We start from the raw sequence: 26,199 nt of genomic DNA on the forward strand, positions 1-26,199 counted from the left end.
TAACCGAAGGCGCCGGTCACCCGCCCTGTGGGATCGTGTGACCGTCGTCCTGCCGGAGCCCTCGGGGTACCGCCCCGGGGGCTCCCGCACGTACGGCGCCACCATTGATCCCTTGCACCGTCGACCCGGCCGGAGAGGCCCATGTTCCTGACCCTCACCACCACAGGCACCCCCGAGCGCCCCGCCACCGACCTCGGTTTCCTGCTGCACAAGCATCCCGAGAAGGCGCAGGCGTTCTCCACCTCCTTCGGCACGGCCCACGTGCTCTACCCGGAGGCGGAGGAACAGCGCTGTACGGCGGCGCTGCTGCTGGAGGTCGACGCGGTGGCGCTGGTCAGGCGCGGCAAGGGCAAGGGCCGTGGCGGCGCCCCCGACGCGGCCCTCGCCCAGTACGTCAACGACCGCCCGTACGCGGCCTCGTCCCTGCTCGCCGTCGCGCTGAGCAACGTCTTCTCCAGCGCGATGCGCGGCGTGTGCAAGGCCCGCCCCGAGCGCGCCACCGAGCCGCTGCCGCTGCGCGTCGAGATCCCGGCGCTGCCCGCCCGCGGCGGACCCGACCTGGTACGGCGCCTGTTCGAGCCGCTGGGCTGGGCGGTCGAGGTCGAGGCGGTGCCGCTGGACACCGCGTTCCCCGAGTGGGGCGACTCGCGCTACGTCCGGCTCGTGCTGGAGTCCGAGACCCTCACCCTCTCGAACGCCCTGCGCCACCTGTACGTCCTCCTCCCGGTGCTCGACGACGCCAAGCACTACTGGGTCTCCCCGGACGAGGTCGACAAGCTGATGCGGGCCGGCGGCGCCTGGCTGTACCACCACCCCGAAGTGAAGCTGATCACCAGCCGGTACCTCTCCCGCCGCTGGTCCCTCACCCGCGAGGCCATGGACCGGCTGGAGCTGATCCGGCTGGCCGAGACCGACGACAGCGAGGTCGAGGAGATCGACAACGCGGTCGAGGCGGAGGCCGAGCAGGAGCCGAAGCCGACCCCGCTCGCCGTGCACCGCCGCGAGGCGATCCTCACCGCGCTGCGCGACCGCGCCGCCGCCCGCGTCCTCGACCTGGGCTGCGGCGAGGGTCACCTGGTGCGCGAGCTGCTCAAGGAGCCGCGGTTCACCGAGATCGTCGGCGTGGACGTGTCGGTGCGCGCCCTCACCATCGCCTCCCGGCGGCTCAAGCTGGACCGCATGGGCGAGCGGCAGGCCGCACGCGTCCGGCTCCTCCAGGGCTCCCTCGCCTACACCGACAAGCGCCTCAAGGGGTACGACGCCGCCGTGCTCAGCGAGGTGATCGAGCACCTCGACCTGCCGAGGCTGCCCGCCCTGGAGTACGCGGTCTTCGGCTCGGCCCGCCCCCGCACCGTCGTCGTCACCACCCCCAACGTCGAGTACAACGTGCGCTGGGAGACCCTGCCCGCCGGTCACGTCCGCCACCGCGACCACCGCTTCGAGTGGACCCGCGAGGAGTTCCGCGCCTGGGCCGGGACGGTCGCCGAACGGCACGGCTACGACGTGGAGTTCCGCCCCGTCGGACCCGACGACCCCGAGGTGGGCCCGCCCACCCAGCTGGCCCTGTTCACCCTGACCGCTACCGCTACCGCTACCGCTACCGTCACCGGGAAGGAGGCGAAGGCCGCATGAGCACCACCGAAGACACCTCCGTGCGGGCCCGCGCCCTGCCCGTCACCGACCTCTCCCTCGTCGTGCTGATCGGCGCCTCCGGCTCCGGCAAGTCCACCTTCGCGCGGCGCCACTTCAAGCCGACCGAGGTCATCTCCTCCGACTTCTGCCGGGGCCTGGTCGCCGACGACGAGAACGACCAGAGCGCCAGCCGCGACGCCTTCGACGTCCTGCACTACATCGCGGGCAAGCGGCTCGCCGCCGGCCGCCGCACCGTCGTCGACGCCACCAACGTCCAGCAGGACGCCCGCCGTCAGCTGATCGAGCTGGCCAGGAAGCACGACGTGCTGCCCATCGCCATCGTCCTCGACGTGCCCGAGCAGGTGTGCGCCGAGCGCAACGCCACCCGCACCGACCGCGCCGACCTGCCCCGCCGGGTCATCCAGCGCCACACCCGCGAACTCCGCCGCTCCCTGCGCCACCTGGAGCGCGAGGGCTTCCGCAAGGTGCACGTGCTGCGCGGTACCGCGGAGGCCGAGCACGCCACCGTCGTCACCGAGAAGCGCTTCAACGACCTCACCCACCTCACCGGCCCCTTCGACATCGTCGGCGACGTCCACGGCTGCGCCGCCGAGCTGGAGACCCTGCTCGGCAAGCTCGGCTACACCGACGGCGTCCACCCCGACGGCCGCACCGCCGTCTTCGTCGGCGACCTCGTCGACCGCGGCCCGGACAGCCCCGGCGTGCTGCGCCGCGTGATGTCCATGGTCGAGTCGGGCAGCGCCCTGTGCGTGCCCGGCAACCACGAGAACAAGTACGGCCGCTTCCTCAAGGGCCGCAAGGTCCAGCACACCCACGGACTCGCCGAGACGATCGAGCAGATGGACGGCGAGAGCGAGGAGTTCCGCGCCGAGGTACGGGAGTTCATCGACGGCCTGGTCAGCCACTACGTCCTCGACGGCGGCCGGCTCGTGGTCTGCCACGCGGGTCTGCCCGAGAAGTACCACGGCCGCACCTCCGGCCGGGTCCGCAGCCACGCCCTGTACGGCGACACCACCGGCGAGACCGACCAGTTCGGCCTGCCGGTGCGCTATCCGTGGGCCGAGGACTACCGGGGCCGGGCGGCCGTCGTCTACGGCCACACCCCGGTCCCGGAGGCCACCTGGCTGAACAACACCATCTGCCTGGACACCGGCGCCGTCTTCGGCGGCAAGCTCACCGCGCTGCGCTGGCCGGAGCGGGAGACCGTCGACGTACCCGCCGAGCGGGTCTGGTACGAGCCGGCCAAGCCGCTGCGCACCGAGGCGCCCGGCGGACACGACGGCCGTCCGCTGGACCTGGCCGACGTCCAGGGCCGCCGCGTGGTGGAGACCCGGCACGCCGGACGGATCACCGTGCGCGAGGAGAACGGCGCGGCCGCGCTGGAGGTCATGAGCCGCTTCGCCACCGACCCCCGGCTGCTCCCGTACCTCCCGCCGACCATGGCACCGACCGCCACCTCGGGCGTGGACGGCTACCTGGAGCACCCCAAGGAGGCCTTCGCGCAGTACGCGGCGGACGGCGTCGAGCGGGTCGTGTGCGAGGAGAAGCACATGGGCTCCCGGGCGGTGGTCCTGGTCTGCCGCGACGCGGACGCGGCCCGCGCCCGCTTCGGGGTCGACGGCCCCACCGGGTCCCTCTACACCCGTACCGGCCGCCCCTTCCTCGACGACGCGTCGCTCACCGGGGAGATCCTGGACCGGCTGCGCACCGCGGTCGGCGAGGCCGGCCTGTGGGACGAACTGGCCACCGACTGGCTGCTCCTCGACACCGAGCTGATGCCCTGGTCGCTCAAGGCCTCCGGGCTGCTGCGCTCCCAGTACGCCGCCGTGGGCGCCGCCTCCGGCGCGGTGTTCCCGGGCGTGCTGAGCGCGCTGGAGGGCGCCGCGGCGCGCGGCGTCGGGGTGCAGGACCTCCTCGACCGCCAGCGCGCCCGAGCCGCCGACGCGGCCGCCTTCACCGACGCCTACCGCCGCTACTGCTGGCCCACCGAGGGCCTGGACGGCGTCCGCCTGGCCCCGTTCCAGATCCTGGCCGTCCAGGGCCGCAGCCTGGCCGCGCTGCCGCACGACGAGCAGCTCGCCCTCCTCGACCGGCTCGTCGAGCACGACGGCAGCGGCCTGCTGCAGACCACCCGGCGGCTGTACGTCGACACCGGCGACCCCGAGTCGGTGGCGGCGGGCGTCGACTGGTGGCTGGAGATGACCGGCCGCGGCGGCGAGGGCATGGTCGTCAAGCCCGTCGGCGCCCTGGTCCGCGACGACAAGGGCCGCCTGGTGCAGCCCGGCATCAAGTGCCGCGGCCGCGAGTACCTGCGGATCATCTACGGCCCCGAGTACACCCGCCCCGACCACCTCGCCCGGCTCAGGCACCGGTTCCTGAACCACAAGCGGTCCCTGGCGATCCGCGAGTACGCCCTCGGCCTGGAGGCCCTGGACCGCCTCGCGGACGGCGAGCCGCTGTGGCGCGTGCACGAGGCGGTGTTCGGGGTGCTGGCCCTGGAGTCGGAGCCGGTGGACCCGCGGCTGTGATCCGGCCCGCGGCGGTGGGACGTGCGCCGGCCGGTGTTACCCGGCGTACGGCTTCACCGCCGTGGACCGGGCCGACTCCGGACGGCGCTCGCGCGTGGCGAAGCGCGCGTTCAGCAGCAGGAGCGGCTGGGCCAGCAGCGTCGTGGCGAGGGCCATGAAGACCAGGACCGTGTAGAGCGGGCCGCTCAGCAGGCCCGCGTCCAGGCCCGCGTTGAGGGCGATCAGCTCGGTCAGCCCCCGGGTGTTGAGCAGGATGCCGACGGTCCAGGCGTCGTGCCGGTCCAGGCCGCCCAGACCGGCCGCCACCGCCCCGCTGCCGATCTTCGTCACGACCGCGAGCAGCGTGACCACCGCCACGGCGGCCCAGCCCGTGCCCGTCATGCTGTTCAGCGCCACGGACTGGCCCGACAGCACGAAGAAGAACGGCAGCAGCAGCGAGGCCACGGACAGCAGCGGCCGCAGCAGGTCGGGGTCGAGCGTGCCGCCCGCCTCCCGCGGGACGACCACCCCGGCGAGCAGCGCACCGAAGATCACATGCAGTCCCAGCGCGTGCGTGACCCACGCCGAGCCGAGCGCGAAGCCGATGAGCAGCGCCATCCGGAGCGAGGGCTCCAGCCGGGTCCGCCACAGCAGCAGACGCAGCAGCGGACGCGCCGCGCACGCCATCAGGGCGACGTAGCCGACCGTGAGCAGCACCCGCCACGGCCAGTCGAGCCCCCCTCCGGCGCCGTCCCCGCCCCGCGATTCCAGCAGTGCGCCCGCCAGCACCGTCCAGCAGACCGCGTCCAGCACCCCGGCGGCGGAGACGGCCACTACTCCGGGCACCGTGCGGGACAGCCCGTTCTCGCGCACGATGGCCGTCAGCACCGGTACCGCCGTCGTCGCCAGGGCGACCCCCGCGAAGACCACCATGCCGGGCGAGAGGTCCCTGGGCATGCCCAGGTCGTGCAGGGCGTCCCCGAACAGCAGGGCGCAGCCGCTGCCCACGGCCATCGGCACGGCGAACGAGGCCAGCGCCACGTTCACCGAGCTGCGCGCCCGGACACCGAGCATCTTCAGGTCCAGTTCGTAGCCCACTGCGAACAGGAACACCACCAGCGAGAACTGCGCGAGCCCGGTCAGCGCCGGACCGATCGCCGCCGGGAACAGGACCGCGTACGCGTCCGGGGCGGTGCTGCCGAGCAGCGAGGGGCCGAGGGCGATCCCGGTCGCCAACTGGCCCACGATGTACGGCTGCCCCAGCCGCCGGGCCAGCCACCCACCGCTGTGGGCGGCCACCAGGATCAGCGCCGAGGCACCCACGAAGTGGGTGATCAGGGCATCGGGACTCAGGGCACCGGAACTCAGCGTGTCGGTACTCAGCGGGTCGGTACTCAGCGTGTCAGAAATCAACGGGCCTCCCCCTGACGTGCGGCCGGGCACTCCGGCCGTCGCCACGCTTTACGCGGCGGCGCCGCGGGGCCCCGCCGTCGCACAGGGGCACCCGGAGGGCGCACTGTGGTCACGGGCACGCGAAAGCAGGGGGTGAACGGGCGCCGGAGTGGTCAGGATGGAGGCATGGGATTCCAAGTCGACTCCGAAGCCGGGCGGCTCACCCGCGTCATCCTGCACCGGCCGGATCTCGAGCTCAAAAGGCTCACCCCCAGCAACAAGGACGCCCTTCTCTTCGACGACGTGCTGTGGGTGCGCCGGGCGCGCGCCGAGCACGACGGGTTCGCCGACGTGCTCCGCGACCGCGGGGTGGCGGTGCACCTCTTCGGCGACCTGCTCACCGAGACCCTGGACGTCCCGGCCGCGCGGCGGCTCGTCCTGGACCGGGTCTTCGACGAGAAGGAGTACGGAGTGCTGGCCACGGACCATCTCCGGGCCGCCTTCGAGACCCTGCCCGCCCACGAGCTGGCCGAGTGGCTGGTCGGCGGCATGACCAAGCGGGAGTTCCTGGACGCGCACCCGGAGCCGACCTCCGTGCGCTTCCACGCCATGGAGCTGGACGACTTTCTGCTCGGCCCGCTGCCCAACCACCTCTTCACCCGCGACACCTCGGCCTGGATCTACGACGGGGTCTCCATCAACGCCATGCGCTGGCCCGCCCGGCAGCGCGAGACGGTCCACTTCGAGGCGATCTACCGCCACCACCCGCTGTTCCGCGACGAGAGCTTCCACCTCTGGTCCGAGGGGCAGGCCGACTACCCCTCCACCATCGAGGGCGGCGACGTCCTGGTCATCGGCAACGGCGCCGTGCTCATCGGCATGAGCGAGCGCACCACGCCCCAGGCCGTCGAGATGCTCGCGCACAAGCTGTTCGCCGCCGGGTCCGCCCGGACCATCGTGGCCCTCGACATGCCGAAGCGGCGCGCCTTCATGCACCTGGACACGGTGATGACGATGGTCGACGGCGACACCTTCACCCAGTACGCCGGGCTCGGCATGCTCCGCTCCTACACCATCGAGCCGGGCGCCGGGGAGAAGGACCTGAAGGTCACCGACCACCCGCCGGAGCACATGCACCGCGCGATGGCCGCCGCCCTCGGCCTCGGCGAGATCCGGGTCCTCACCGCCACCCAGGACGTGCACGCGGCCGAGCGCGAGCAGTGGGACGACGGCTGCAACGTCCTGGCCGTCGAGCCGGGCGTCGTCGTCGCCTACGAACGCAACGCCACCACCAACACCCACCTGCGCAAACAGGGCATCGAGGTGATCGAGATCCCGGGCAGCGAACTGGGCCGGGGCAGGGGCGGCCCGCGCTGCATGAGCTGCCCGGTGGAGCGAGGGCCGGTATGAGGACTCGGCCCTGTGAGCACTCGGCCCTGTATAGAAATTCAGAAGTTCGTATAGACTTCCAGAAGTCAGTCCCCGACCTGCACCTCTGGAGCGCCCCCATGGCGACAGTCCCGACCGCCCTCGCCGGCCGCCACTTCCTCAAGGAGCTGGATCTCACCGAGGAGGAGTTCCGCGGCCTGATCGAGCTGGCCGCGGAACTGAAGGCCGCGAAGCGGGCCGGGACGGAGACGCGGTACCTCCAGGGCAAGAACATCGCGCTGATCTTCGAGAAGACCTCGACGCGCACCCGCTGCGCGTTCGAGGTCGCCGCCGCCGACCAGGGCGCGTCCACGACGTACCTCGACCCGGCCGGGTCGCAGATCGGCCACAAGGAGTCCGTGAAGGACACCGCCCGCGTCCTCGGCCGCATGTTCGACGGTATCGAGTACCGCGGCGACAGCCAGACCAAGGTCGAGGAACTGGCGGCCTTCGCTGGCGTCCCCGTCTACAACGGCCTGACCGACGACTGGCACCCCACCCAGATGCTCGCCGACGTGCTCACGATGACCGAGCACAGCGACCGCCCCCTGCGGGAGACCACCTTCGCCTACCTCGGCGACGCCCGCTTCAACATGGGCAACTCCTACCTGGTCACCGGCGCCCTGCTCGGCATGGACGTGCGCATCGTCGCCCCGAAGTCCTACTGGCCCGCCCAGGAGGTCGTCGACCGGGCGCACCGGCTCGCCGAGACCAGCGGGGCCCGCATCACCCTCACCGAGGACGTGGCCGAGGGGGTGCGGGGCGCCGGGTTCGTCGTCACGGACGTCTGGGTCTCCATGGGGGAGCCCAAGGAGGTCTGGGCGGAACGCATCAAGGCCCTCGCGCCCTACGCCGTGACCATGGACGTGCTGCGCGCCACCGGCAACCCGGACGTCAGGTTCCTGCACTGCCTGCCCGCCTTCCACGACCTGGGCACCAAGGTGGGCCAGGAGATCTTCGAGGCCCACGGGCTCGACTCCCTGGAGGTCACCGGCGAGGTCTTCGAGTCGGAGCACTCGGTCGTCTTCGACGAGGCGGAGAACCGCCTGCACACCATCAAGGCCGTACTCGTCGCCACCCTCGCCTGACTCTTCCCCGCAGCCTCCCCCCCACCAGGCCCTATGCTGACCGACGGCTCCGGAGCCACCCCTTCCGGTGCCGTCGGCCGCGACCACCGTCGCGCCCCCCGCACCACCAGAAACGAGCACCACCCGCAATGCCCGCTTCCCGCGTCAAGTCCCCCCACCTCCTCGTCGCCGAATCCGGCGCGGACCGCGAAGGCCACGGCCTCAAGCGCACGATGGGGCTGTTCCAGCTCGTCTGCTTCGGCGTCGGCGCGATCGTCGGCACCGGCATCTTCGTCGGCCTGTCCGACTCCGTCGCCGAGGCCGGCCCTGCCGTCGTCGTCTCCTTCGTCCTGGCCGCGATCACCTGCGTGTTCACCGCGTTCGCCTTCGCCGAGCTGGGCGGCGCGATCCCGGTCTCCGGCTCCTCGTACTCCTTCGCCTACGCCGGGCTCGGCGAGCGGACCGCCTTCCTCGTCGGCTGGTGCCTGCTCCTGGAGTACGGCGTGTCCGTCTCGGCGGTCGCGGTCGGCTGGAGCCAGTACGTCAACGAGCTGCTCGACAGCGTCCTCGGCGTCCAGCTCCCGCACGCCCTCTCCGCGGGCCCGGGCGACGGCGGCGCGGTCAACCTGCCCGCGGTGGTCGTCATCGCCCTGGCCTCGGTCCTGCTGGTGCGCGGCGTACGGGAGAGCGCCCGCGCCACGGCCGCCATGGCCGTCCTCAAGCTGGCCGTGCTGCTCGCCTTCTGCGCCATCGGCTTCTACGCCTTCCAGGACGGCAACCTCACCCCCTTCTCCCCGGCCGGCCTCGGCGGCATCGGCGCCGGCACCACCGCCGCCTTCTTCTCCTACATCGGCTTCGACGCGATCACCACGGCCGGCGAGGAGGCCAAGAACCCGCGCCGGGACATCCCCGTCGCCATCCTGGTCTGCATCGGCCTGGTCACCCTCCTCTACTGCGCGGTCGCCGTCGCCGCGATCGGCGCCGTGGGCGGCGACCAGGTCGGGAACCGGCCCGCCGCGCTCTCCTACATCGTCGACCGGGTCACCGGCTCGGCGATCGGCGGCGGCGTGGTCGCCTTCGGCGCGGTCGTCGCCATCGCCTCCGTGGTGCTCGCCGTGATGTACGGCCAGACCCGCATCCTGATGTCGATGTCCCGGGACGGACTGATCCCCCGGGTCTTCGAGAAGGTCTCCCCGCGCACCGCGACCCCCGTCGCCGGCACCCTGATCGTCGGCGCGGTCTTCGCCCTCCCGGCCGCCTTCGCCCCGCTCGACGCGGTGGTCAACCTGTGCACCATCGGCACCCTCGCCACCATGGCCGCCGTCAACGTCTCGGTGATCACCCTGCGGCGCCGCGAACCCGGCCTCGCCCGCACCTTCCGCGTGCCGCTCTACCCGGCGACGCCGCTGCTCGGGGTCGGCTTCTGCCTGTACCTGATGTACGAGACGGGCGGCGCCACCTGGCTCCAGTTCGCGGTGTTCCTCGCGGTGGGCCTGCTGGTCTACAGCGCCTACGGGCGCCGGCACTCCCGGCTGGCCCGGACCGCCGTCAGCGCGGACGACGCTGAGCGGGTACCGCAGGAAGCCTGAACCAGACCGCCTTGCCCGACCGGGTGGGCCGGTGACCGCAGGACGAGCTGAGGGCGCGGATCAGGAGCAGACCGCGCCCGTCCTCGCGCCACGGGTCGGGCGGCTCCACGTCCGGCCGGGTGAGGTCGGCCGGCGGCGACGGGTCGGGGTCGTGGACCTCCACCTGGCAGCCGGTCGGCATCAGCTCCACCACCAGCTCGATCGAGGTCGGGCCGACCGGGGTGTGCTCCACCGCGTTGGCGACCAGCTCCGCCGTGAGCAGCTCCGCGGTGTCCCCGTCGGCCGTGTGCTCCAGCTCGGCCAGGGCGTTGCGCACCAGGGCACGCGCCACCGGCACCGCCGCGGCGGAGTGCGGCAGTGCGATGCGCCAGGAGGCGGGGGCGGGGAAGTGATCGTGCACGGCAGGTCCGTTTCGTGGAGCAGGGGAGTCCTGTCCTGCTTTCAACCTTATGAATGGTACGGCGCCGCCCGGCAGAGCCGTTCGACGGGCACCCTCCGGGACCTTCGGCCCTCGACACGGACGGTATATCGCGCACCCGTGACGACAGTCACAGAAGGGTGATAACTTCGAGTGTCATGAGTCCCTTCACCGGCTCCGCCGCCCCCACCCCCGACTGGCGGCACCTGCGCGTCGAGGTGGCCGACGGCGTCGCGACCGTCACCCTCGCCCGCCCCGACAAGCTCAACGCCCTCACCTTCGAGGCCTACGCCGACCTGCGCGACCTGCTCGCCGAGCTGTCCCGTCAGCGGGCGGTACGGGCGCTGGTGCTGGCCGGGGAGGGACGCGGCTTCTGCTCGGGCGGCGACGTGGACGAGATCATCGGCGCCACCCTGTCCATGGACACCGCCCGGCTGCTGGACTTCAACAGGATGACCGGCCAGGTGGTGCGGGCGGTACGGGAGTGCCCGTTCCCGGTGATCGCCGCGCTGCACGGGGTCGCCGCGGGGGCCGGCGCGGTCCTCGCCCTGGCCGCCGACTTCCGCGTCGCCGACCCGTCCGCCCGGTTCGCCTTCCTCTTCACGCGCGTCGGCCTCTCCGGCGGCGACATGGGCGCCGCCTACCTGCTGCCCCGCGTCGTCGGCCTCGGCCACGCCACCCGGCTGCTGATGCTCGGCGACACGGTCCGCGCACCCGAGGCCGAGCGGATCGGCCTGATCAGCGAGCTGACCGAGGAGGGCCGCGCCGACGAGGCCGCCCGCACCCTGGCCCGGCGCCTCGCCGACGGCCCGGCCCTGGCCCACGCCCAGACCAAGGCCCTCCTCACGGCCGAGCTGGACATGCCGCTGGCGGCCGCGGTGGAACTGGACGCGTCGACTCAGGCCCTCCTGATGACAGGCGAGGACTACACCGAATTCCACGCAGCCTTCACAGAAAAACGCCCCCCGAAGTGGCAAGGGAGGTAAGGGGATGCTCTCGTCCCAGGGAAGTGGAGCCAACTCAGGGGCGCGGGGAACTGCGCGAGCAACCACAACGAACCCGCAGCCGCCCGCGAAGACAAGCCACCCCCTACGCGCCGCGATCATCGGCGGAGGCCCCGGCGGCCTCTACACCGCCGCCCTCCTCAAACGCCTCGCCCCCGACCGAGAGGTCACCGTCTACGAACGAGCCGCCCCCGACGACACCTTCGGCTTCGGCGTGGTCCTCTCCGACGAAACCCTCGGCGGCATCGAACACGCCGACCCCGCCGTCTACGAGGCCCTCAAGGCCCACTTCGTCCGCTGGGACGACATCGACATCGTCCACCGAGGCACCCGCCACACCTCCGGAGGACACCGCTTCGCCGCCCTCGGCCGACGTCGCCTCCTCGAAATCCTGCACGACCGCTGCCGCGACCTCGGAGTCGACCTGCGCCCGCGCACCGAGGCACCGCCCCCGGACCAACTCGCGCGCACCCACGACCTCGTCGTCGCCGCCGACGGCGTGCACAGCGCCACCCGCGAGGCGTACCGCGATGTCTTCCGGCCGCACCTGACCCCCCACCGCTGCCGCTACATCTGGCTCGCCGCCGACTTCGCCTTCGACGCCTTCCGCTTCGAGATCGCCGAGACCGAGCACGGCGTGATGCAACTGCACGGCTACCCCTACGCGCCGGACGCCTCCACCGTCATCGTCGAGATGCGCGAGGAGGTCTGGCGGGCGGCCGGCTTCGACGAACTGGACGAGACCGAGTCCACCGCCCGCTGCGCCAAGATCTTCGCCGACGCGCTCGGCGGCCGCCCGCTGAGGTCCAACAAGTCGGCGTGGACCACCTTCCGCACGGTCGTCAACGCACGCTGGTCGCACGGCAACGTCGTCCTGCTCGGCGACGCCGCCCACACCGCGCACTTCTCCATCGGCTCCGGCACCAAGCTCGCCGTCGAGGACGCCCTCGCGCTCGCCGCCTGCCTGGAGGAGCGGCCCACCCTCCAGGAGGCGCTGGCCGCGTACGAGGAGGAGCGGCGCCCCGTCGTCGCCTCCACGCAGCGGGCGGCCAAGGCCAGCCTGGAGTGGTTCGAGGACCTCGACCGGTACCTCGGCCAGCCGCCGCGCCAGTTCGCCTTCAACCTGCTCACCCGCAGCCGCCGGGTCACCCACGAGAACCTGCGTCTGCGCGACGCCGAGTTCACCGGCGCGGTGGAGCGGGAGTTCGGCTGCCCGCCGGACACGCCCCCGATGTTCACCCCGTTCCGGCTGCGCGGGCTGCCCCTGCGCAACCGCGTCGTCGTCTCCCCGATGGACATGTACTCCGCGACCGACGGCGTCCCCGGCGACTTCCACCTGGTCCACCTCGGCGCCCGGGCCCTCGGCGGTGCCGCCCTGGTGATGACCGAGATGGTGTGCGTCAGCGCCGAGGGCCGCATCACCCCCGGCTGCGCGGGCCTCTACACCAACCGGCAGGGCGAGGCGTGGCGGCGGATCACCGACTTCGTGCACGACGGCGCGCCCGGCACCGCGATCGGCGTACAGCTCGGCCACAGCGGCCGCAAGGGCTCGACCCGGCTGATGTGGGAGGGCATGGACGAACCGCTGCCCGACGGCAACTGGCCCCTCGTGGCGCCCTCCCCGCTGCCCTACCGGCCCGGCGGTCAGGTCCCGCGGGAGCTGTCCCGGGCGCAACTGCAGGACGTGCGGGAGCAGTTCAGGTCCGCCGCCGAACGGGCCGCCGGGGCCGGATTCGACCTGCTCGAACTGCACTGCGCCCACGGCTACCTGCTCTCCGGCTTCCTCTCCCCGCTCACCAACCACCGCACCGACGCCTACGGCGGCTCACCGGAGAACCGGCTGCGCTTCCCGCTGGAGGTCTTCGACGCCGTACGCGAGGTGTGGCCGGACGAACGGCCCATGACCGTACGGATCTCCGCCACCGACTGGGCCGAGGGCGGCACGAGCGGCGAGGAGGCGGTCGGGATCGCCCGCGCGTTCGCCGAGCACGGTGCCGACGCCATCGACGTGTCCACGGGCCAGGTCGTCGCCGGTGAACGGCCCGAGTTCGGGCGGTCGTACCAGACGCCGTACGCGGACCGCATCCGCCACGAGGCGGGCGTCCCGGTCATCGCGGTCGGCGCCATCTCCTCCTGGGACGACGTCAACTCGCTGATCCTGGCCGGGCGCACCGACCTGTGCGCCCTCGCGCGGCCCCACCTCTACGACCCGCACTGGACGCTGCACGCCGCAGCCGAGCAGGGCTACGACGGACCGGGCACCCGCTGGCCCGCGCCGTACCGGGCGGGCAGCCGCCCGCCGCGCACCGGACGCACCGACGCCCCCAGGCCGAGGCTCACGCTGCACGGCCCGCGTCAGGACGGGTAGCCCCAGGCCGCGCACATCGGGCGCAGCCGCTCGGTGATCTCGTCCCGGCCGGGCAGCGCGCGTCCGGGCTGCACGGTGCCGGTGCGGATGTTCTCACGCCAGTCGCCCAGGCCCCTGACCAGCTCCGCGCCGCTCTTCGCACCGTAGTTGAGCATGGCCGGCGCGTAGTCGACGCCGAGGTACGCGCACAGGCGGCGCATCTCGCGCTCGGGGTCGCCGGTGATGTCCTCGTAGCGCACGGTGAAAGCGTCGGCGTCCGCCGACCGGGCCTCCTCCACGGCCGTCATGTAGCGCAGCACGTCCGTGACGGCCGTGTCGTGCGGGCGCTTGACGGGGTCGCTCTCGTGCCAGGAGCGGGCGATCGACTCGGGGTGGCGCAGCAGGAAGACGAAGCGCGCGTCGGGCCAGCAGTCCCTGAGACGCGGGTACATGTAGGCGTTGGCCGGTGTCTTCTCGACCACGAAGTCCTTGCCGGACTTGGTGAGTTCACGGTGCAGGACGCGGTCCCACAACAGGTGCTCCAGGTCACCGCGCCGCAGGCCGAGTTCGCCCATCGCGCGCTCGGAGTGCCAGTTGGTGCAGGCGACCTCCAGCCTGCCGACGTGCAGTTCGTGCGGGGCGTGCAGCCGTGGGTGGGCGCCCATCATCATGCGCAGCAGGGTGGAGCCGGAACGGATGGACGAGATGATGAAGACGGGTCGTCGCAGCAACCGGTCGGTGGGCAGTTCCCCGGCCGACGGACATCGGTACGGGGCCGCCGGGCGCGCCGCGGGCTGCGTGGCGCCGGACTTCTTTCCCCGCCTCCCCTTCGGACTCCCGTCCGTCGCCCGTGGCGCTCTGCGTACCTGGAGGCCGGTGGTGACGGTGAGGGCCCGGTTCAAGTTGCGTGCGAGACTCATGCGTCCGCACGGTAGGTGAGAAACCTGAGAAGACGGTCTGAGGAGGCTGAGGGTTCGCTGATCCCCTCAGAATGTGATGTGGCTCACTGACCGGGAGGCGGAGTGGGCCCCATGGCCGCGTACCGCGCGCCCGCGTCGCGCAGCCGCTCGTGCAGCGCCCGGAAGACGACCGCCGAGCGCGTGCCGGGCCAGCCCCCGGGCAGCAGCCGGGCGGGCAGCCCGGGGTCCGTGTAGGGCAGGTGGCGCCAGGAGTCCAGGGCCAGGAGGTAGTCGCGGTACGCCTCCTCGGGCGGCGTGTCCGCCCGGCGCTCCCAGTCGTGCAGGACGCGCTCGTGGCGGTCGAGGAAGGCCTCGTGCTCCTTGGCGATCGCGGCCAGGTCCCACCAGCGGGCCACCGCCTCGGCGGTCGCCGTGAAGCCCAGGTGCTCACCGCGGAAGAAGTCCACGTAGGAGTCCAGGCCCAGGCGGCCCAGGGTGTGCCGGGTCTCCGCGTACAGCCGGGCCGGGGCGATCCACACGCCGGGAGCCGCGGTGCCGAAGCCGAGACCGGCCAGGCGCGAACGCAGGACGTGCCGCTTCTGCCGCTCCGACTCGGGCACGGAGAACACGGCGAGCACCCAGCCCTCGTCCCCGTGGGGCGTGGTGGCGTAGACGCGCCGGTCTCCGTCGTCGAGCAGCTGACGGGCCTCGGCGGAGAGCCCGTACCCCGCCGCGCCCTCGGCGGTACGGGCGGGCAGCAGCAGCCCGCGCCGTTTCAGCCGGGACACCGACGAACGCACCGAGGGCGCGTCCACCCCGACCGCGGCCAGCAGCCGGATCAGCTCGGCGACGGGCACCGGGCCCGGCGCGCAGCGGCCGTACGCGCCGTAGAGCGTGACGATGAGGGACCTCGGAGCGGGCTGTACGTGCAGGTCGGACACATTGATCATCTTATGTCGTCGGCGTTGCGCCCGGCCGCCCAGGGGATTCGGACGAGCCCCGGGAGAGGGGGGAGGGGCCCGGACCGGTCGGGTCGAGGAGGCGGTGGCGCTGGAGCTTGCCGGTCGCCGTGCGCGGCAACGCGTCCGGGAAGAGGATCTCCCGCGGACACTTGTACGGCGCCAGCTCCGAGCGCAGGAATTCGCGCAGCGCGTCCGCGTCCCGCGCGGCCCCGTCCCGCAGCACCGCGTGCGCCACCACGACCTGCCCCCGGCGCGGGTCGGGACGGCCCACCACCGCCGCCTCCACCACGTCCGGGTGGCGCAGCAGCGCGTCCTCCACCTCGGGCCCGGCGATGTTGTACCCGGCGGAGATGATCATGTCGTCGGCGCGTGCCACGTACCGGAAGTACCCGTCGGGCTCGCGGACGTAGGTGTCCCCGGTGACGTTCCAGCCGTCGCGCACGTACTCCCGCTGCCGCGGGTCGGCGAGGTACCGGCAGCCCACCGGACCGCGCACCGCCAGCAGTCCGGGCTCCCCGTCGGGCACGGGTGCGCCGTGCGCGTCCTGCACGCGCGCGTGCCACCCCGGCACCGGAACGCCCGTCGTCCCGGGCCTGATGTCGTCGTCCGCGGCGGACACGAAGATGTGCAGCAGCTCGGTGGCACCGATGCCGTTGATGACGCGCAGCCCCGTGCGCTCGTGCCAGGCCCGCCAGGTGGCCGCCGGCAGGTTCTCGCCCGCCGAGACGCAGCGCCTGAGGCTGCTCACGTCGTACCCGTCCAGCTCGTCGAGCATCGCGCGGTACGCCGTCGGCGCGGTGAACAGCACCGACACCCGGTGCTCCGCGAGCGCCGGCAACAGCTGCCGGGGGCCGGCCTGTTCCAGCAGCAGGGCGCTCGCCCCGGCCCGCATCGGGAAGACGACGAGACCGCCGAGCCCGAAGGTGAAACCGAGCGGCGGACTGCCCGCGAAGAGATCGTCGGAGCGCGGCTTGAGCACCCGCGCGGAGAAGGTGTCCGCGATCGCCAGCACATCGCGGTGGAAGTGCATGCACCCCTTGGGCCGCCCGGTGGTGCCGGACGTGAACGCGATCAGCGCCACGTCGTCGGCGGCGGTGTCGACGGCCCGGTACGGCGTCGGGGGCACCGTGTCCGACGCCGTGCGGCTGTGCAGGTCGTCCGGCGCGTCCCCGCCGTACGTCGTGATCCGCAGGCCGGCGATCTCCGCCTCGGCGAGGTCCTCGACGGCCCGGACGTCGCACAGCGCGTGCCGCACCCGGGCGATCTCGCAGATCGCGCGCAGCTCGTGCGGGCGCTGCTGGGCCAGCACGGTGACCGCCACCGCGCCCGCCTTCAGCACCGCCAGCCAGCACGCGGCCAGCCACGGGCCGGTGGGGCCGCGCAGCAGCACCCGGTTGCCCGGGACGACACCGAGGTCGCCGGTGAGCACGTGGGCGATCCGGTCGACGCGGTCCCGCAGCTCCCCGTAGGTCCAGGTGTCCCCGGACGCGGTGCGGAAGACCGGGCGGTCGCCGGGCGGGCCGGTGAGCAGCTCGGCGGCGCAGTTCAGCCGCTCCGGGTAGCGCAGCTCCGGCAGGTCGAAGAGCAGCTCGGGCCACTGCTCGGGGGGCGGCAGGTGGTCGCGCGCGAAGGTGTCGACGTGGGCGGAGTGGTGCGGGTCCGCGCGGCGAGGATCGGCCATGGCGGTTCGCCCCCTTTGTCGTGGTGGGCTCGCGCAACGAGCGTATCGTGTTGGTGACGGCAGTCAACGGGGCGCGATAACCTCGATCGCGGGCCGGACAGATCGTGGGCCGGACGGATCGTGGCCCGGACGGATCGTGGCCCGGGCAGGGGAAGGGACCGGCGATGACCGCATTCTCGCTCGAACCGGCACAACTCACCTGGTGCGACGAGCTGCGCGCCCTCGCCGCCGAACGGCTGCGCCCGCTCGCGGAGAAGGGCGAGCCGGGCCGCGTCAACCGCCCCCTGGTCGCCGAGCTGGGCTCCCTCGGCCTGCTGCCCCGCCTCTTCACCTCGGGCGCGCTCGACCTGTGCCTGATGCGCGAGTCCCTCGCCCACGCCTGCACGGAGGCCGAGACCGCCCTCGCCCTCCAGGGCCTCGGCGCCCACCCGGTGCACGCGCACGGCACCGGGTCCCAGCGCGCCCGCTGGCTCCCCCGCGTGAGCGACGGCACCGCGGTCGCCGCCTTCGCCCTCAGCGAGCCCGACGCGGGCTCGGACGCGGCGGCACTCTCGCTGCGGGCGGAACCGGAGGCCGGGTCCCGCGCGGGGGCCTCCGCCTGGCGGCTCACGGGGGAGAAGTGCTGGATCTCCAACGCCCCCGAGGCCGACTTCTACACGGTGTTCGCCCGCACCACCCCCGGCGCCGGAGCCCGCGGTGTGACCGCCTTCCTCGTGCCCGCCGACCGCCCCGGCCTCACCGGCACCCCGCTCGACATGCTCTCGCCGCACCCCCTGGGCGCCCTCACCTTCGACGCCGTGCCCGTCACCGCGGACGACGTGCTCGGCGAACCCGACCGCGGCTTCCGGGTGGCCATGGACACCCTCAACCTGTTCCGCCCCAGCGTCGGCGCCTTCGCCGTCGGCATGGCGCAGGCCGCCCTGGACGCGACCCTCGCCCACACCACCGCCCGCGAGGCCTTCGGCGGCAGGCTGCGCGACCTCCAGACCGTCGCCCACCAGGTCGCCGAGATGGCGCTGCGCACCGAGGCGGCCCGCCTGATGGTGTACGCGGCGGCCACGGCGTACGACGCGGGCGCCCCGGACGTCCCCAGGCGCGCCGCGATGGCGAAACTCCTCGCCACCGAGACCGCGCAGTACGTCGTCGACCACGCCGTCCAGCTGCACGGCGCCCGCGCCCTGCGCCGCGGCCACCTCCTCGAACACCTCTACCGCGAGGTGCGCGCCCCGCGCGTCTACGAGGGCGCGAGCGAGGTCCAGCGCGGCATCGTCGCCAAGGAGCTGTACCGGACGTACCGGACACACGAGACCGACGCCACGACCGAGGAGGCCGGAGCATGACCGCCGAACGGGTGAACCCGCCCGAACTGTCCCCGCCCACCGGCTTCTCCCACGCCGTCGTCGCCACCGGCACCCGCGTCGTGTTCCTGGCCGGCCAGACCGCCCTCGACACCGACGGCAAGGTCACCGGCGACACCCTCCCCGCCCAGTTCGAGCAGGCCCTCACCAACCTCCTCACCGCCCTGCGCGCCGCCGGGGGCACCCCCGCCGACCTCGCCCGTGTCACCGTCTACGCCACCGACGTCGCCGCGTACCGCACCCACGCCGCCGAACTCGGCCGCACCTGGCGCGAGCTGGCCGGCCGCGACTACCCGGCGATGGCGGTCGTGGAGGTCGTACGGCTGTGGGACGAACGGGCGTTGGTGGAACTGGACGGGTTCGCCGTACTGCCGTAACCGGCCCCCGCCCCCTAGCATTCCGGCATGCCGGACATCGAACTGAGCGCGGGAACCGTCGAGTACGAGGACACCGGCGGCGACGGCCCGGTCGTCGTCCTCCTCCACGGCCTCGTCCACGACGCGACCGTCTGGCGCAAGATCCTCGCCGACCTGCGCACCGACCACCGGGTGATCGCGCCGACCCTGCCCTACGGCGCCCACCGCCGTCCGATGCGCCGACCCCCCACACCCGACCTGGTCAACGAGATGGTCGCCGAGTTCCTCGACCGCCTCGACCTCACCGACGTCACCCTCGTCGAGAACGACTGCGGGCGCGCCCAGACGGTGGCCGCCCGGCACCCGGAGCGGCTCGCACGGCTGGCGCTCGTCGCGTGCGAGGCGTTCGACAACTACCCGCCGGGCCTGCCCGGGAAGCTGATCGGCATCGCCTGCCGGGCCCCCGGCGGCGTCTCCCTGCTGGTGCGCACCCTCGGCCTCAGACCGCTGCGGCGCCTCCCGGTCGGCATCGGCGCCCTCACCAAGCGGCCCGTGCCCGACGAGGTCGTCGACGGCTGGCTGCGCCCGCTGCGCACCGACCCGGCGATCCGGCGCGACTTCCGGCACTACGGCACGCACGTGCGCCGCGACGAACTGCTCGAAGCCGCCCAGGGCCTGCGGAGGTTCGACCGGCCCGCACTCGTCGTCTGGGCGACCGAGGACCTGATGATGCCCCGTGCCCACGGCCGGCGTCTGGCCGAACTCCTCCCGCAGGGACGGCTCGTGGAGGTCGAGGACACCCGGACGCTGATCCCCGAGGACCAGCCGGAGCTGCTCGCCTCCCTGCTGCGGGAGTTCGTCGCCGAGAAGGACTGAGCCGTGCCGGACGGATTCAGGCGGCCATCGCCAGGCGCCCGGCGGGCACCCGGCACGGGGCGACCACACGGCCGTCGGGGAGCAGTTCGCCGGTGTCGTCGAAGACGACCGTGCCGTCGCACAGCAGGTTCCACCCCTGCTCCGGGTGGGCGGCGACGACGTGCGCGGTGACGACGCGCGCCTCGGGGGAGTCGGAAGCGGGGCAGGAAGGCCGGTGGACACACATGGCGCACCTCCACGTCGGGAGACCGTCCCGTCCTCGGGACCGTCGCATGTACAGACGGTGCGCCCGCCGGGAAGTCATCGCCAAGGCCCGGGCGGCAAGCGTGACAACACCCGGACAACCCGGCGACGGTTCCACGACGGCCGACGCGGACCCGCCACCGACGGCCGACGCGGACCCGCCACCGACGGCCGAGGCGGACTCGCCACCGAAGGGGTGACGGTCACTGCCGACGGCCCCTCCGCCCGGTACCAGTGGAACCCCTCATTCCGACCGACCGGGAGGTTCCCCATGCCCGTACGCTCCGCCGCCCTCGCCACGGCCGCCGGCGCCGCCCTGCTCCTGCTCGCCGCCCCCGCCGCCACGGCCGCACCCCACGACGCCCGCCTCGTCGCCGAGTCGGTGACCGTCGACCCGACCGGCCGCATCGCCGCCGACGGCAGCGTCACCCTCTCCGGCACCTACCGCTGCACCGGCGGCAGCGGCCCGGTCTTCGTCAGCTCCACCGTGAGCCAGAGCGACCCGTCCGCCCGCTTCGGCGTCGGCGGCACCCGCGCGGTCTGCGACGGCCTGGAGCACCGCTGGGTCAACACCGGCACGCCCGACACGGTCGTCCTCGAGCCCGGCGCGGCCCACGTGGAGGCCACCCTGATGGAGTTGCGCCCCATGGGCATCGTGCCGCTCCCGAGCTTCCACGCCCGGCAGGCACAGGACGTGGTCCTTACGGCGGGCTGACCCGCGCGGTGCCCTCCCGCACCCTTCCGGGCGCGATCCGCAACGCATTCCGCATTTCCTTCTCTTCATATGCTGAGAAGGAGAATGGAAGGCTGTTACGACCGCCTTGTTCAGCCCCGGTCACGTTCGTTTCCCGGGCCCCGCTCCGGGCCGCGGCGAACGCACGGCATTCTTCCGCTGCTGCGGAAGGGACACCGGATCGGCGGCCGCCCTGCCCGACGGATCGTCACCCGGAGTGACCGCGGCGCGTTGCCGGTGGCGCGGCACCGCCCGCCGGGGCGGACGGGTGAGCGTGATCTGGCGGATGACCTGCTGGAAGCAGACCAGCGAGGCCAGGCCGGGCAGGGCGGCCGCCGCGCCGTCGCTGACCGTCCTGGGCGCCTCCGCGATGCAGAGCAGCATCGCGATGGCCGAGAACAGCAGGACGACGGCCCAGGAGTGCACCGCGCGGCGCTGGTGCAGCGCGGCCCGCAGCACCGCCAGCGAGGCCACCAGCCAGGGCCCGTAGACCAGCAGCGGCCACCAGGACACGACGCTGCCGCGAGTACGGGTCACGGCCGCCAGCCGCAACGGTTCGTAGGCCACCATCCCTCCGAACAGGCTCACGGAGGCGGCGATGACCGCGGCGAGCGCGGCGACGAACAGGCTCGCGGCACGCAGCCGGCTCACCTTTCTCCCTCTGCGGACCCTGCGGTGACTCGTCGGGGACTCCCTCAACGGGGGCAGCTCCGCCGTGATCTCCTGCAGATTGCTCAGCGGTGTGCCCGGGGCGGGTGCGAGCGCCGAGGTGTCCGTCGCGGAGGGTGTTCCGGTCTGCTGCTCCAACGCGTCCTGGAGCAGGAACGCGAGTTCCTCGGCGGGGTCCCACCCGGGTTCGGGCGGGACCAGGGTCTCCTGGGAGGCCGCCTCGGGTGCGCGGTGCCGACCGCTGCCCGTGGCACGGAACGGCCCTTCGCCGTACGGCATGCGGGGGTGAGTGTGTTCTCCGTAGTGTTCTTCGTACACGAGGCGCCGGTCACTCCGCCCGGGTGTACGTCAAGGAGCCCTGCGTCCGGCCCCACCGCTCGGCGAGGCCGGTCTCCAACTCGCTCATGACGTCCAGGAACCGCTGCAGCACGGGCTCGGTCACCCGGAGAGGGACGGGGTGCCTGCCTCTGGTCAGAGTTCCGTCGCTCGGTGACGGACAGTGATTTCTGCCCGGCCTGTAGGTGTACGGGCCAAGCGCCGTGAATTCCCCGCGTTCCTCGGTCATATCCGAAGTAACGTCTGCCTACTCCGTCGGATGCGCGGCAGTCGAGTGAACGATTTCTGCGATACTTACCCAATCTCGAATTCACACCGGTTCGGTCGCCGCCCGGTACGAAAAGCGTCGGAGAGCGCGCGAACGGGGGACGAAGCGCGGCCCGACGGAGCGTCCGGGCCCGGTACGGGTCCTGGCGGCGCGTGACCTAGGGTGGCCGTGACCACGGACAGCGCAGGAGCGGCGATGAGGCGAGCGGCACCCGGGCGGGCACCCGCCCACGTCCGCGGTGTGCTGGCCCTGCTCGTGGCCGTGGTGGGGCTGCTGTGCGTCTTCGCGCACGCGGAGAGCGGAGCACGGGGCACGCCCGCGCCCACCGCGGAGCGGGTGCACACCGCCGCCGCAGCAGCCGCAGCCGAACCGTCCGACGGTGCCGCGGCACCGTGCGGCAAGAAGGCGATCGGCGACTCCAGTGTCCAGCGGGCCGAGAACCCGCCGCCGTCCGCCGCCTTCCCGCGCGCGACGTCGCCGCACACCGATCCGGCGCCCCTCGTGCCACAGCACTTCGGCGCGTTCGCCGGCGGCCCCGATCCGCCCCCGTCGACCCTCCACTCCGTTCTGCGGATGTAGACCGGCCCGTTCGGCCGTGTCCCCGCATCCTCTGAAACGGAGTTCTTCGGCATGTCCTCCTCCCCGCGCTCCTGGCGGCGGGCGGGTACGGCACTGCGTGGTTGGCGGTCCCGGCAGTGGACCGTGGCGGGCGCGGGTGCGCTGGCCACGACGGTCCTGGTCGGCGCGCCCACCGACGTGGTGCCCAATCCGCTCTTCGGCCGGTCGGTACCCGTGCAGTGGTGGAACTACCCGGCCCTGGCCGTCACGGCCGTACTGGCCGGCATCGTCCTGACCACCTACGTGCGCCGGCCCTCGTCCTCCCCGGAGCCGCACGCCGCCCAAGGCGGCCGGCTCGGGGCGATCGGCGGGGTGCTCTCCTTCTTCGCCGTCGGCTGCCCGGTCTGCAACAAGCTCGTCCTCGTGCTCCTCGGAGCCTCCGGCGCCCTGAGCTACTGGGCTCCGCTGCAACCGCTGCTGGCCGTGCTGTCGGCGGGCCTGCTGGCGGAAGCCGCGCTGCGCCGCCTCTCCTCCGAGACCGAGTGCCCGGTCACGCCCGCCGCCTGACCCGCGGCCCGGTTCCGCACCACCCCTCACTCTTCCTCTTCCCTTCCCTCCTCACTGTCTGAGGTCCCCCATGACTGGATCCACCCCGTCCTCGTCCCCGTCCTCGTCCCCGTCCCCGTCGTCGTCCCGGTCCTCGTCCCGCCGCGGCCGCAGGCGGACCGTCGCTGCCGTGGCGGTGCTCGCCGCCGCTGCGGTGACCGCGGCCTTCGCCCTCACACTCGACGACACGGACACCCGCGAGGAGAAGACCGGCGAACCCGCGGCCGTCACCGGCTCCGCCGCCCCCGCGCCCGCCGACGAGGCCCTGCTCGCCCTCGCCCGCCGCGACGCGTCCGATCCCCTTGCGGTCGGGCGCGCGGACGCCCCGGTGGTGCTGATCGAGTACTCCGACTTCCAGTGCCCGTTCTGCGGCCGGTTCGCCCGCGAGACCAAGCCCGAACTGCTGCGCTCGTATGTGGACGAGGGAACCCTGCGCATCGAGTGGCGCAACTTCCCCATCTTCGGCGAGGAGTCCGAACAGGCGGCGCTGGCCGGCTGGGCGGCCGGGCGGCAGAAGAAGTTCTGGGAGTTCCACGACGTCGCCTACGGCAAGCCGCGCGAACGCAACACCGGCGCCTTCGACGCCGAGAACCTCCTCGCCATGGCCCGCGAGGCGGGAATCGCCGACATCGAGCGCTTCCAGGCCGACATGGCCTCCGACGAGGCCCGCGGCGCCGTGCGCGAGGACCAGGAGGAGGGCTACACCCTCGGCGTGACCAGTACCCCGGCGTTTCTGGTCAACGGCAGGCCGATCCTGGGCGCCCAGCCCACGGACACCTTCAAGGAAGCCGTCGAGACCGCGGCGAAGACGGCGAAGACGGCGAAGGCGGCCGGACGATGAGCGAGGCCGGCCTGGCGATGGCCTTCCTCGGCGGGCTGCTGGCCCTGCTCAGCCCGTGCAGCGCCCTGCTGCTGCCGGCCTTCTTCGCCTACTCCTTCACCAGCCGCACCCGGCTGCTGGGACGCACCGGCCTGTTCTACGTCGGACTGTGCACGACGCTGGTACCGCTCGGCGTGGCCGGTTCCTTCGCCAGCCGCCTCTTCTACGGGCACCGGGACGCCCTGGTGACGGCGGGCGGGTGGACGGTCATCGCCCTGGGCGCGGCCCAGATCGTCGGGCTGGGCTTCGGCTCCCGCCGGATGGCGCGGGCCGCGGGCGGACGCCGTTCGGGCTCGGCCCTGTCGGTGTTCGCCCTGGGCGCGGTGTACGGGCTGGCGGGATTCTGCGCGGGACCGATCCTCGGCTCCGTCCTCACCGTGGCGGCCGTGGACGGCGACCCGCTGCACGGCGGGGTGCTGCTCGCCGTCTACGCACTGGGAATGGCGGTCCCGATGTTCGTACTGGCGCTGCTCTGGGACCGGTTCGACCTGGGCCGCAGACGCTGGCTGCGCGGCCGGACCTTCCGGGCGGGCCCGTTGACCCTGCACAGCACCACCCTCCTCGGCGGCCTGTTCTTCATCGCGCTCGGAGTGGCCTTCCTGGCCTTCGACGGCACCTCCGCGCTGCCCTCGGTGCTGGACACCGACACCGAGTTCGCCCTGGAGGAACGACTGTCCGACATCGGCGCGGCGGTGTCCGACCGGGTCGTCCTCCTGGTCCTGGCCGGGGTGGCGGCGCTGACCGCCCTGCTCGTGCTGCTCAGGCCGGGCGGGAGGCGGGAAACACCGGCTCCGCCGGAATCCGGGCCGGGGGAGGGTGATTCAGCCGCGCACTCACGCATAAGGACGTAGTCCACTACTGTGTGTTGCCGCTGGACAGGGACCGTGATCCTGCCAGCCGCGGCTCGGTCGGCCCTGCTGATGTCGGCGCCGGCGGCGGTGTCCGTCGCCGGATGCACCGACGGGGGCGGTACGACCCGGAGCGGAACCCGTCGGCGAACCGCTGCTCGGCGCGGGCGACGTGGGCGCGCTGTCGCCGCCGCATCGGTGAGAGCCCGGGCGATCACACCGCGCAGATAGTGGCGCCGGCCTGGCCACCGGTGGCAACGACCGCACGGTCCGGCTCTGGGGCGTCGCCACGGAGCGCCGGATCGGCGCGCCACTGGAGGGACGCGACGCCACCGACCGCTGGCACGAGGACGTCCCCCCGGGGCCGGCGCCCCGAACGCTCTGCCCGAAGTGAGCGGGCTGCACGTCGGCCTTCCAGGCGACCCCGGTGGGTGACCGTGCTGCCTCATCGAGTGAGGTAGCCGTCTCCGCAGAGTGACGAGAGGAGACCGCCGGGTGACCGGCTCTGTGAGGGCGCGCACAGGGCCCACGTCACACGGGGCCGGGGTTAGTAGACGCCCGACGGCCGCTCGCCCGCGTAATCGTCGGCCGTCCGGGCGAGTCACGCGGGCGTCCTGCGAAGCGGCGTAGTAGGTCACACACTTGTCGCGACGCCGGTGCGTTCCGCAGTGTGTTCGGCGTACCGGGGAGCCGAGCGCCGGGACCGGACGGGAAGAGCCCGTCCGTGATCCAGACACCGGCCCTGATGACGCGAAGCCGCGTCCAACGCGGACACCGCGTCGCCGACCCCCCGTCGGCCTCCCCATCACGTTCCCGAATGGAGAGGTACACCCGTGCACGCCATCATGCGCCGCCCCAGCTTCCGCAAGTCCGCCGTGGCCTCCCTCGCCGCCGCGGGCGCCGCCGCCGTCACCCTCACCCTCGCCCCGAGCCCGGCACACGCCGCCGAGCCGGCCAAGGCGTCCACCGCGCAGACCCAGGCCCAGACCGACAAGATCAAGGCCATCGTCAAGGCCGGCGAGAAGAAGCACGGCGACGACCTCGAAGGCTGGATCCGCACCGCCCTGGACGTCATGGACGCCAAGAACATCCCGGGCACCTACGAAGGCCTGCACCGCAACATCATGCGCGAGTCGTCCGGCAACCCGAACGCGCAGAACAACTGGGACGTCAACGCCCAGAACGGCATCCCCTCGAAGGGCCTGCTCCAGACGATCCAGCCCACCTTCGACGCCTACCACGTCAAGGGCACGAAGGACTCCATCACCGACCCGGTCGCCAACATCGTCGCCGCCTGCAACTACGCGGCCGACAAGTACGGCTCCATGGACAACGTCGACTCCGCCTACTGACCGGCGGACCCACCGACCGCCTGAGCCCCCGGGACAACCGGTCCCGCGCGGAGGCCGGCGGGGCCCAGGCAGCACGGCGGGGGCGCCCGGCACCCCCAGACACCACGCCCCCCCGGCCGAGGCGCCCCCCACCCGCCGACGCGCGCCCGAAGAGAGAAACGCGACCTGA

23 protein-coding genes are annotated in these 26,199 nt (G+C 73.0%); 16 read left to right on the forward strand and 7 right to left on the reverse strand.

Annotated elements, in window-relative coordinates; genetic code table 11:
- Positions 1–141: 141 nt before the first annotated feature.
- A complete protein-coding gene (locus tag ACFV9J_RS28955; RefSeq protein WP_385358819.1) occupies positions 142–1,632 on the forward strand; it encodes a 3' terminal RNA ribose 2'-O-methyltransferase Hen1 in 1,491 nt (496 codons plus the stop codon).
- Positions 1,629–4,181 carry a polynucleotide kinase-phosphatase gene (locus ACFV9J_RS28960; protein WP_385358821.1) on the forward strand — a complete coding sequence of 851 codons (2,553 nt, stop codon included), beginning with the start codon at positions 1,629–1,631 and terminating at the stop codon, positions 4,179–4,181. The genes ACFV9J_RS28955 and ACFV9J_RS28960 overlap by 4 nt, the downstream gene beginning before the upstream one ends.
- 36 nt (positions 4,182–4,217) lie before the next feature.
- Here ACFV9J_RS28960 and ACFV9J_RS28965 read toward each other — a convergent pair whose 3' ends face one another.
- Positions 4,218–5,513, reverse strand: coding sequence for a cation:proton antiporter (locus ACFV9J_RS28965; protein ID WP_385358892.1), 1,296 nt, complete (start codon positions 5,511–5,513; stop codon positions 4,218–4,220).
- A 225-nt stretch (positions 5,514–5,738) separates the two neighbouring features.
- Here ACFV9J_RS28965 and ACFV9J_RS28970 point away from each other — a divergent pair, with 225 nt between their 5' ends.
- The 3 genes from ACFV9J_RS28970 (at position 5,739) to ACFV9J_RS28980 (ending at position 9,636) form a co-directional block, all read left to right on the forward strand.
- A complete protein-coding gene (locus tag ACFV9J_RS28970) occupies positions 5,739–6,962 on the forward strand; it encodes an arginine deiminase (protein ID WP_003973047.1) in 1,224 nt (407 codons plus the stop codon).
- Between the two features lie 98 nt (positions 6,963–7,060).
- Positions 7,061–8,068: an ornithine carbamoyltransferase gene (argF, locus tag ACFV9J_RS28975; RefSeq protein ID WP_385358823.1), complete on the forward strand. Its 1,008-nt coding sequence runs from the start codon at positions 7,061–7,063 to the stop codon at positions 8,066–8,068.
- Positions 8,069–8,196: 128 nt separating this feature from the next.
- Positions 8,197–9,636 carry an amino acid permease gene (locus ACFV9J_RS28980; protein ID WP_385358827.1) on the forward strand — a complete coding sequence of 480 codons (1,440 nt, stop codon included), beginning with the start codon at positions 8,197–8,199 and terminating at the stop codon, positions 9,634–9,636.
- On the opposite strand, the gene ACFV9J_RS28985 is transcribed toward ACFV9J_RS28980, so the two are convergent.
- Entirely contained in the window at positions 9,596–10,036 is a 441-nt protein-coding gene (locus ACFV9J_RS28985) for an ATP-binding protein (protein ID WP_385358830.1), read from the reverse strand. The two genes, ACFV9J_RS28980 and ACFV9J_RS28985, sit on opposite strands and share 41 nt — an antisense overlap.
- Before the next feature lie 176 nt (positions 10,037–10,212).
- Between ACFV9J_RS28985 and ACFV9J_RS28990 the strand changes: the two genes are divergently transcribed.
- On the forward strand, positions 10,213–11,040 hold the full coding sequence (locus ACFV9J_RS28990; RefSeq protein ID WP_385358832.1) for an enoyl-CoA hydratase family protein: 828 nt from the start codon (positions 10,213–10,215) through the stop codon (positions 11,038–11,040).
- Between the two features lie 4 nt (positions 11,041–11,044).
- Entirely contained in the window at positions 11,045–13,426 is a 2,382-nt protein-coding gene (locus tag ACFV9J_RS28995) for a bifunctional salicylyl-CoA 5-hydroxylase/oxidoreductase (protein WP_385358833.1), read from the forward strand.
- On the opposite strand, the gene ACFV9J_RS29000 is transcribed toward ACFV9J_RS28995, so the two are convergent.
- From ACFV9J_RS29000 to ambL, 3 genes are all read right to left on the reverse strand, one after another.
- Entirely contained in the window at positions 13,414–14,325 is a 912-nt protein-coding gene (locus ACFV9J_RS29000) for a sulfotransferase family protein (protein WP_385358836.1), read from the reverse strand. The two genes, ACFV9J_RS28995 and ACFV9J_RS29000, sit on opposite strands and share 13 nt — an antisense overlap.
- Positions 14,326–14,408: 83 nt before the next feature.
- Positions 14,409–15,254 (reverse strand): PaaX family transcriptional regulator C-terminal domain-containing protein, encoded by an 846-nt coding sequence (locus tag ACFV9J_RS29005; RefSeq protein WP_385358838.1) that lies wholly within the window; start codon positions 15,252–15,254, stop codon positions 14,409–14,411.
- A gap of 1 nt (position 15,255) precedes the next feature.
- Positions 15,256–17,010 carry an aminobenozate:CoA ligase AmbL gene (ambL, locus tag ACFV9J_RS29010; RefSeq protein ID WP_385358894.1) on the reverse strand — a complete coding sequence of 585 codons (1,755 nt, stop codon included), beginning with the start codon at positions 17,008–17,010 and terminating at the stop codon, positions 15,256–15,258.
- Positions 17,011–17,111: 101 nt separating this feature from the next.
- On the opposite strand from ambL, the gene ACFV9J_RS29015 reads away from it, so the two are divergent.
- The 3 genes from ACFV9J_RS29015 to ACFV9J_RS29025 are packed head-to-tail and all read left to right on the forward strand — an operon-like array spanning position 17,112 to position 19,537.
- Positions 17,112–18,287 carry an acyl-CoA dehydrogenase family protein gene (locus ACFV9J_RS29015; protein WP_385358840.1) on the forward strand — a complete coding sequence of 392 codons (1,176 nt, stop codon included), beginning with the start codon at positions 17,112–17,114 and terminating at the stop codon, positions 18,285–18,287.
- Positions 18,284–18,682 (forward strand): RidA family protein, encoded by a 399-nt coding sequence (locus tag ACFV9J_RS29020; RefSeq protein ID WP_127895884.1) that lies wholly within the window; start codon positions 18,284–18,286, stop codon positions 18,680–18,682. The genes ACFV9J_RS29015 and ACFV9J_RS29020 overlap by 4 nt, the downstream gene beginning before the upstream one ends.
- Before the next feature lie 27 nt (positions 18,683–18,709).
- Positions 18,710–19,537 carry an alpha/beta fold hydrolase gene (locus tag ACFV9J_RS29025; RefSeq protein ID WP_385358843.1) on the forward strand — a complete coding sequence of 276 codons (828 nt, stop codon included), beginning with the start codon at positions 18,710–18,712 and terminating at the stop codon, positions 19,535–19,537.
- A 16-nt stretch (positions 19,538–19,553) separates the two neighbouring features.
- Here ACFV9J_RS29025 and ACFV9J_RS29030 read toward each other — a convergent pair whose 3' ends face one another.
- Positions 19,554–19,763: a DUF5999 family protein gene (locus ACFV9J_RS29030; protein ID WP_385358845.1), complete on the reverse strand. Its 210-nt coding sequence runs from the start codon at positions 19,761–19,763 to the stop codon at positions 19,554–19,556.
- Positions 19,764–20,051: 288 nt separating this feature from the next.
- On the opposite strand from ACFV9J_RS29030, the gene ACFV9J_RS29035 reads away from it, so the two are divergent.
- Complete coding sequence (locus ACFV9J_RS29035; RefSeq protein WP_385358847.1) at positions 20,052–20,495, forward strand: DUF6299 family protein; 444 nt, start codon at positions 20,052–20,054, stop codon at positions 20,493–20,495.
- 120 nt (positions 20,496–20,615) lie between these two features.
- Here ACFV9J_RS29035 and ACFV9J_RS29040 read toward each other — a convergent pair whose 3' ends face one another.
- Positions 20,616–21,461 carry a DUF2637 domain-containing protein gene (locus ACFV9J_RS29040; protein WP_385358849.1) on the reverse strand — a complete coding sequence of 282 codons (846 nt, stop codon included), beginning with the start codon at positions 21,459–21,461 and terminating at the stop codon, positions 20,616–20,618.
- Between the two features lie 520 nt (positions 21,462–21,981).
- On the opposite strand from ACFV9J_RS29040, the gene ACFV9J_RS29045 reads away from it, so the two are divergent.
- The 5 genes from ACFV9J_RS29045 to ACFV9J_RS29065 all read left to right on the forward strand — a co-directional run bounded on the left by ACFV9J_RS29045 (position 21,982) and on the right by ACFV9J_RS29065 (position 26,030).
- Positions 21,982–22,365, forward strand: coding sequence for a hypothetical protein (locus ACFV9J_RS29045; RefSeq protein WP_385358850.1), 384 nt, complete (start codon positions 21,982–21,984; stop codon positions 22,363–22,365).
- Positions 22,366–22,416: 51 nt separating this feature from the next.
- Positions 22,417–22,911 (forward strand): hypothetical protein, encoded by a 495-nt coding sequence (locus tag ACFV9J_RS29050; RefSeq protein ID WP_385358852.1) that lies wholly within the window; start codon positions 22,417–22,419, stop codon positions 22,909–22,911.
- Between the two features lie 70 nt (positions 22,912–22,981).
- Positions 22,982–23,791 (forward strand): DsbA family protein, encoded by an 810-nt coding sequence (locus tag ACFV9J_RS29055; protein ID WP_385358854.1) that lies wholly within the window; start codon positions 22,982–22,984, stop codon positions 23,789–23,791.
- Positions 23,788–24,681, forward strand: a complete 894-nt coding sequence (locus ACFV9J_RS29060; RefSeq protein ID WP_385358857.1) for a cytochrome c biogenesis CcdA family protein — start codon at positions 23,788–23,790, stop codon at positions 24,679–24,681. Before ACFV9J_RS29055 ends, ACFV9J_RS29060 begins: the two co-directional genes overlap by 4 nt.
- A gap of 830 nt (positions 24,682–25,511) precedes the next feature.
- Entirely contained in the window at positions 25,512–26,030 is a 519-nt protein-coding gene (locus ACFV9J_RS29065) for a transglycosylase SLT domain-containing protein (RefSeq protein WP_385358860.1), read from the forward strand.
- Positions 26,031–26,199 lie beyond the last annotated feature (169 nt).

The sequence above is a fragment of the Streptomyces sp. NPDC059906 genome (assembly GCF_042730645.1).
In the GTDB taxonomy this organism is placed as follows: domain Bacteria; phylum Actinomycetota; class Actinomycetes; order Streptomycetales; family Streptomycetaceae; genus Streptomyces; species Streptomyces rubrogriseus.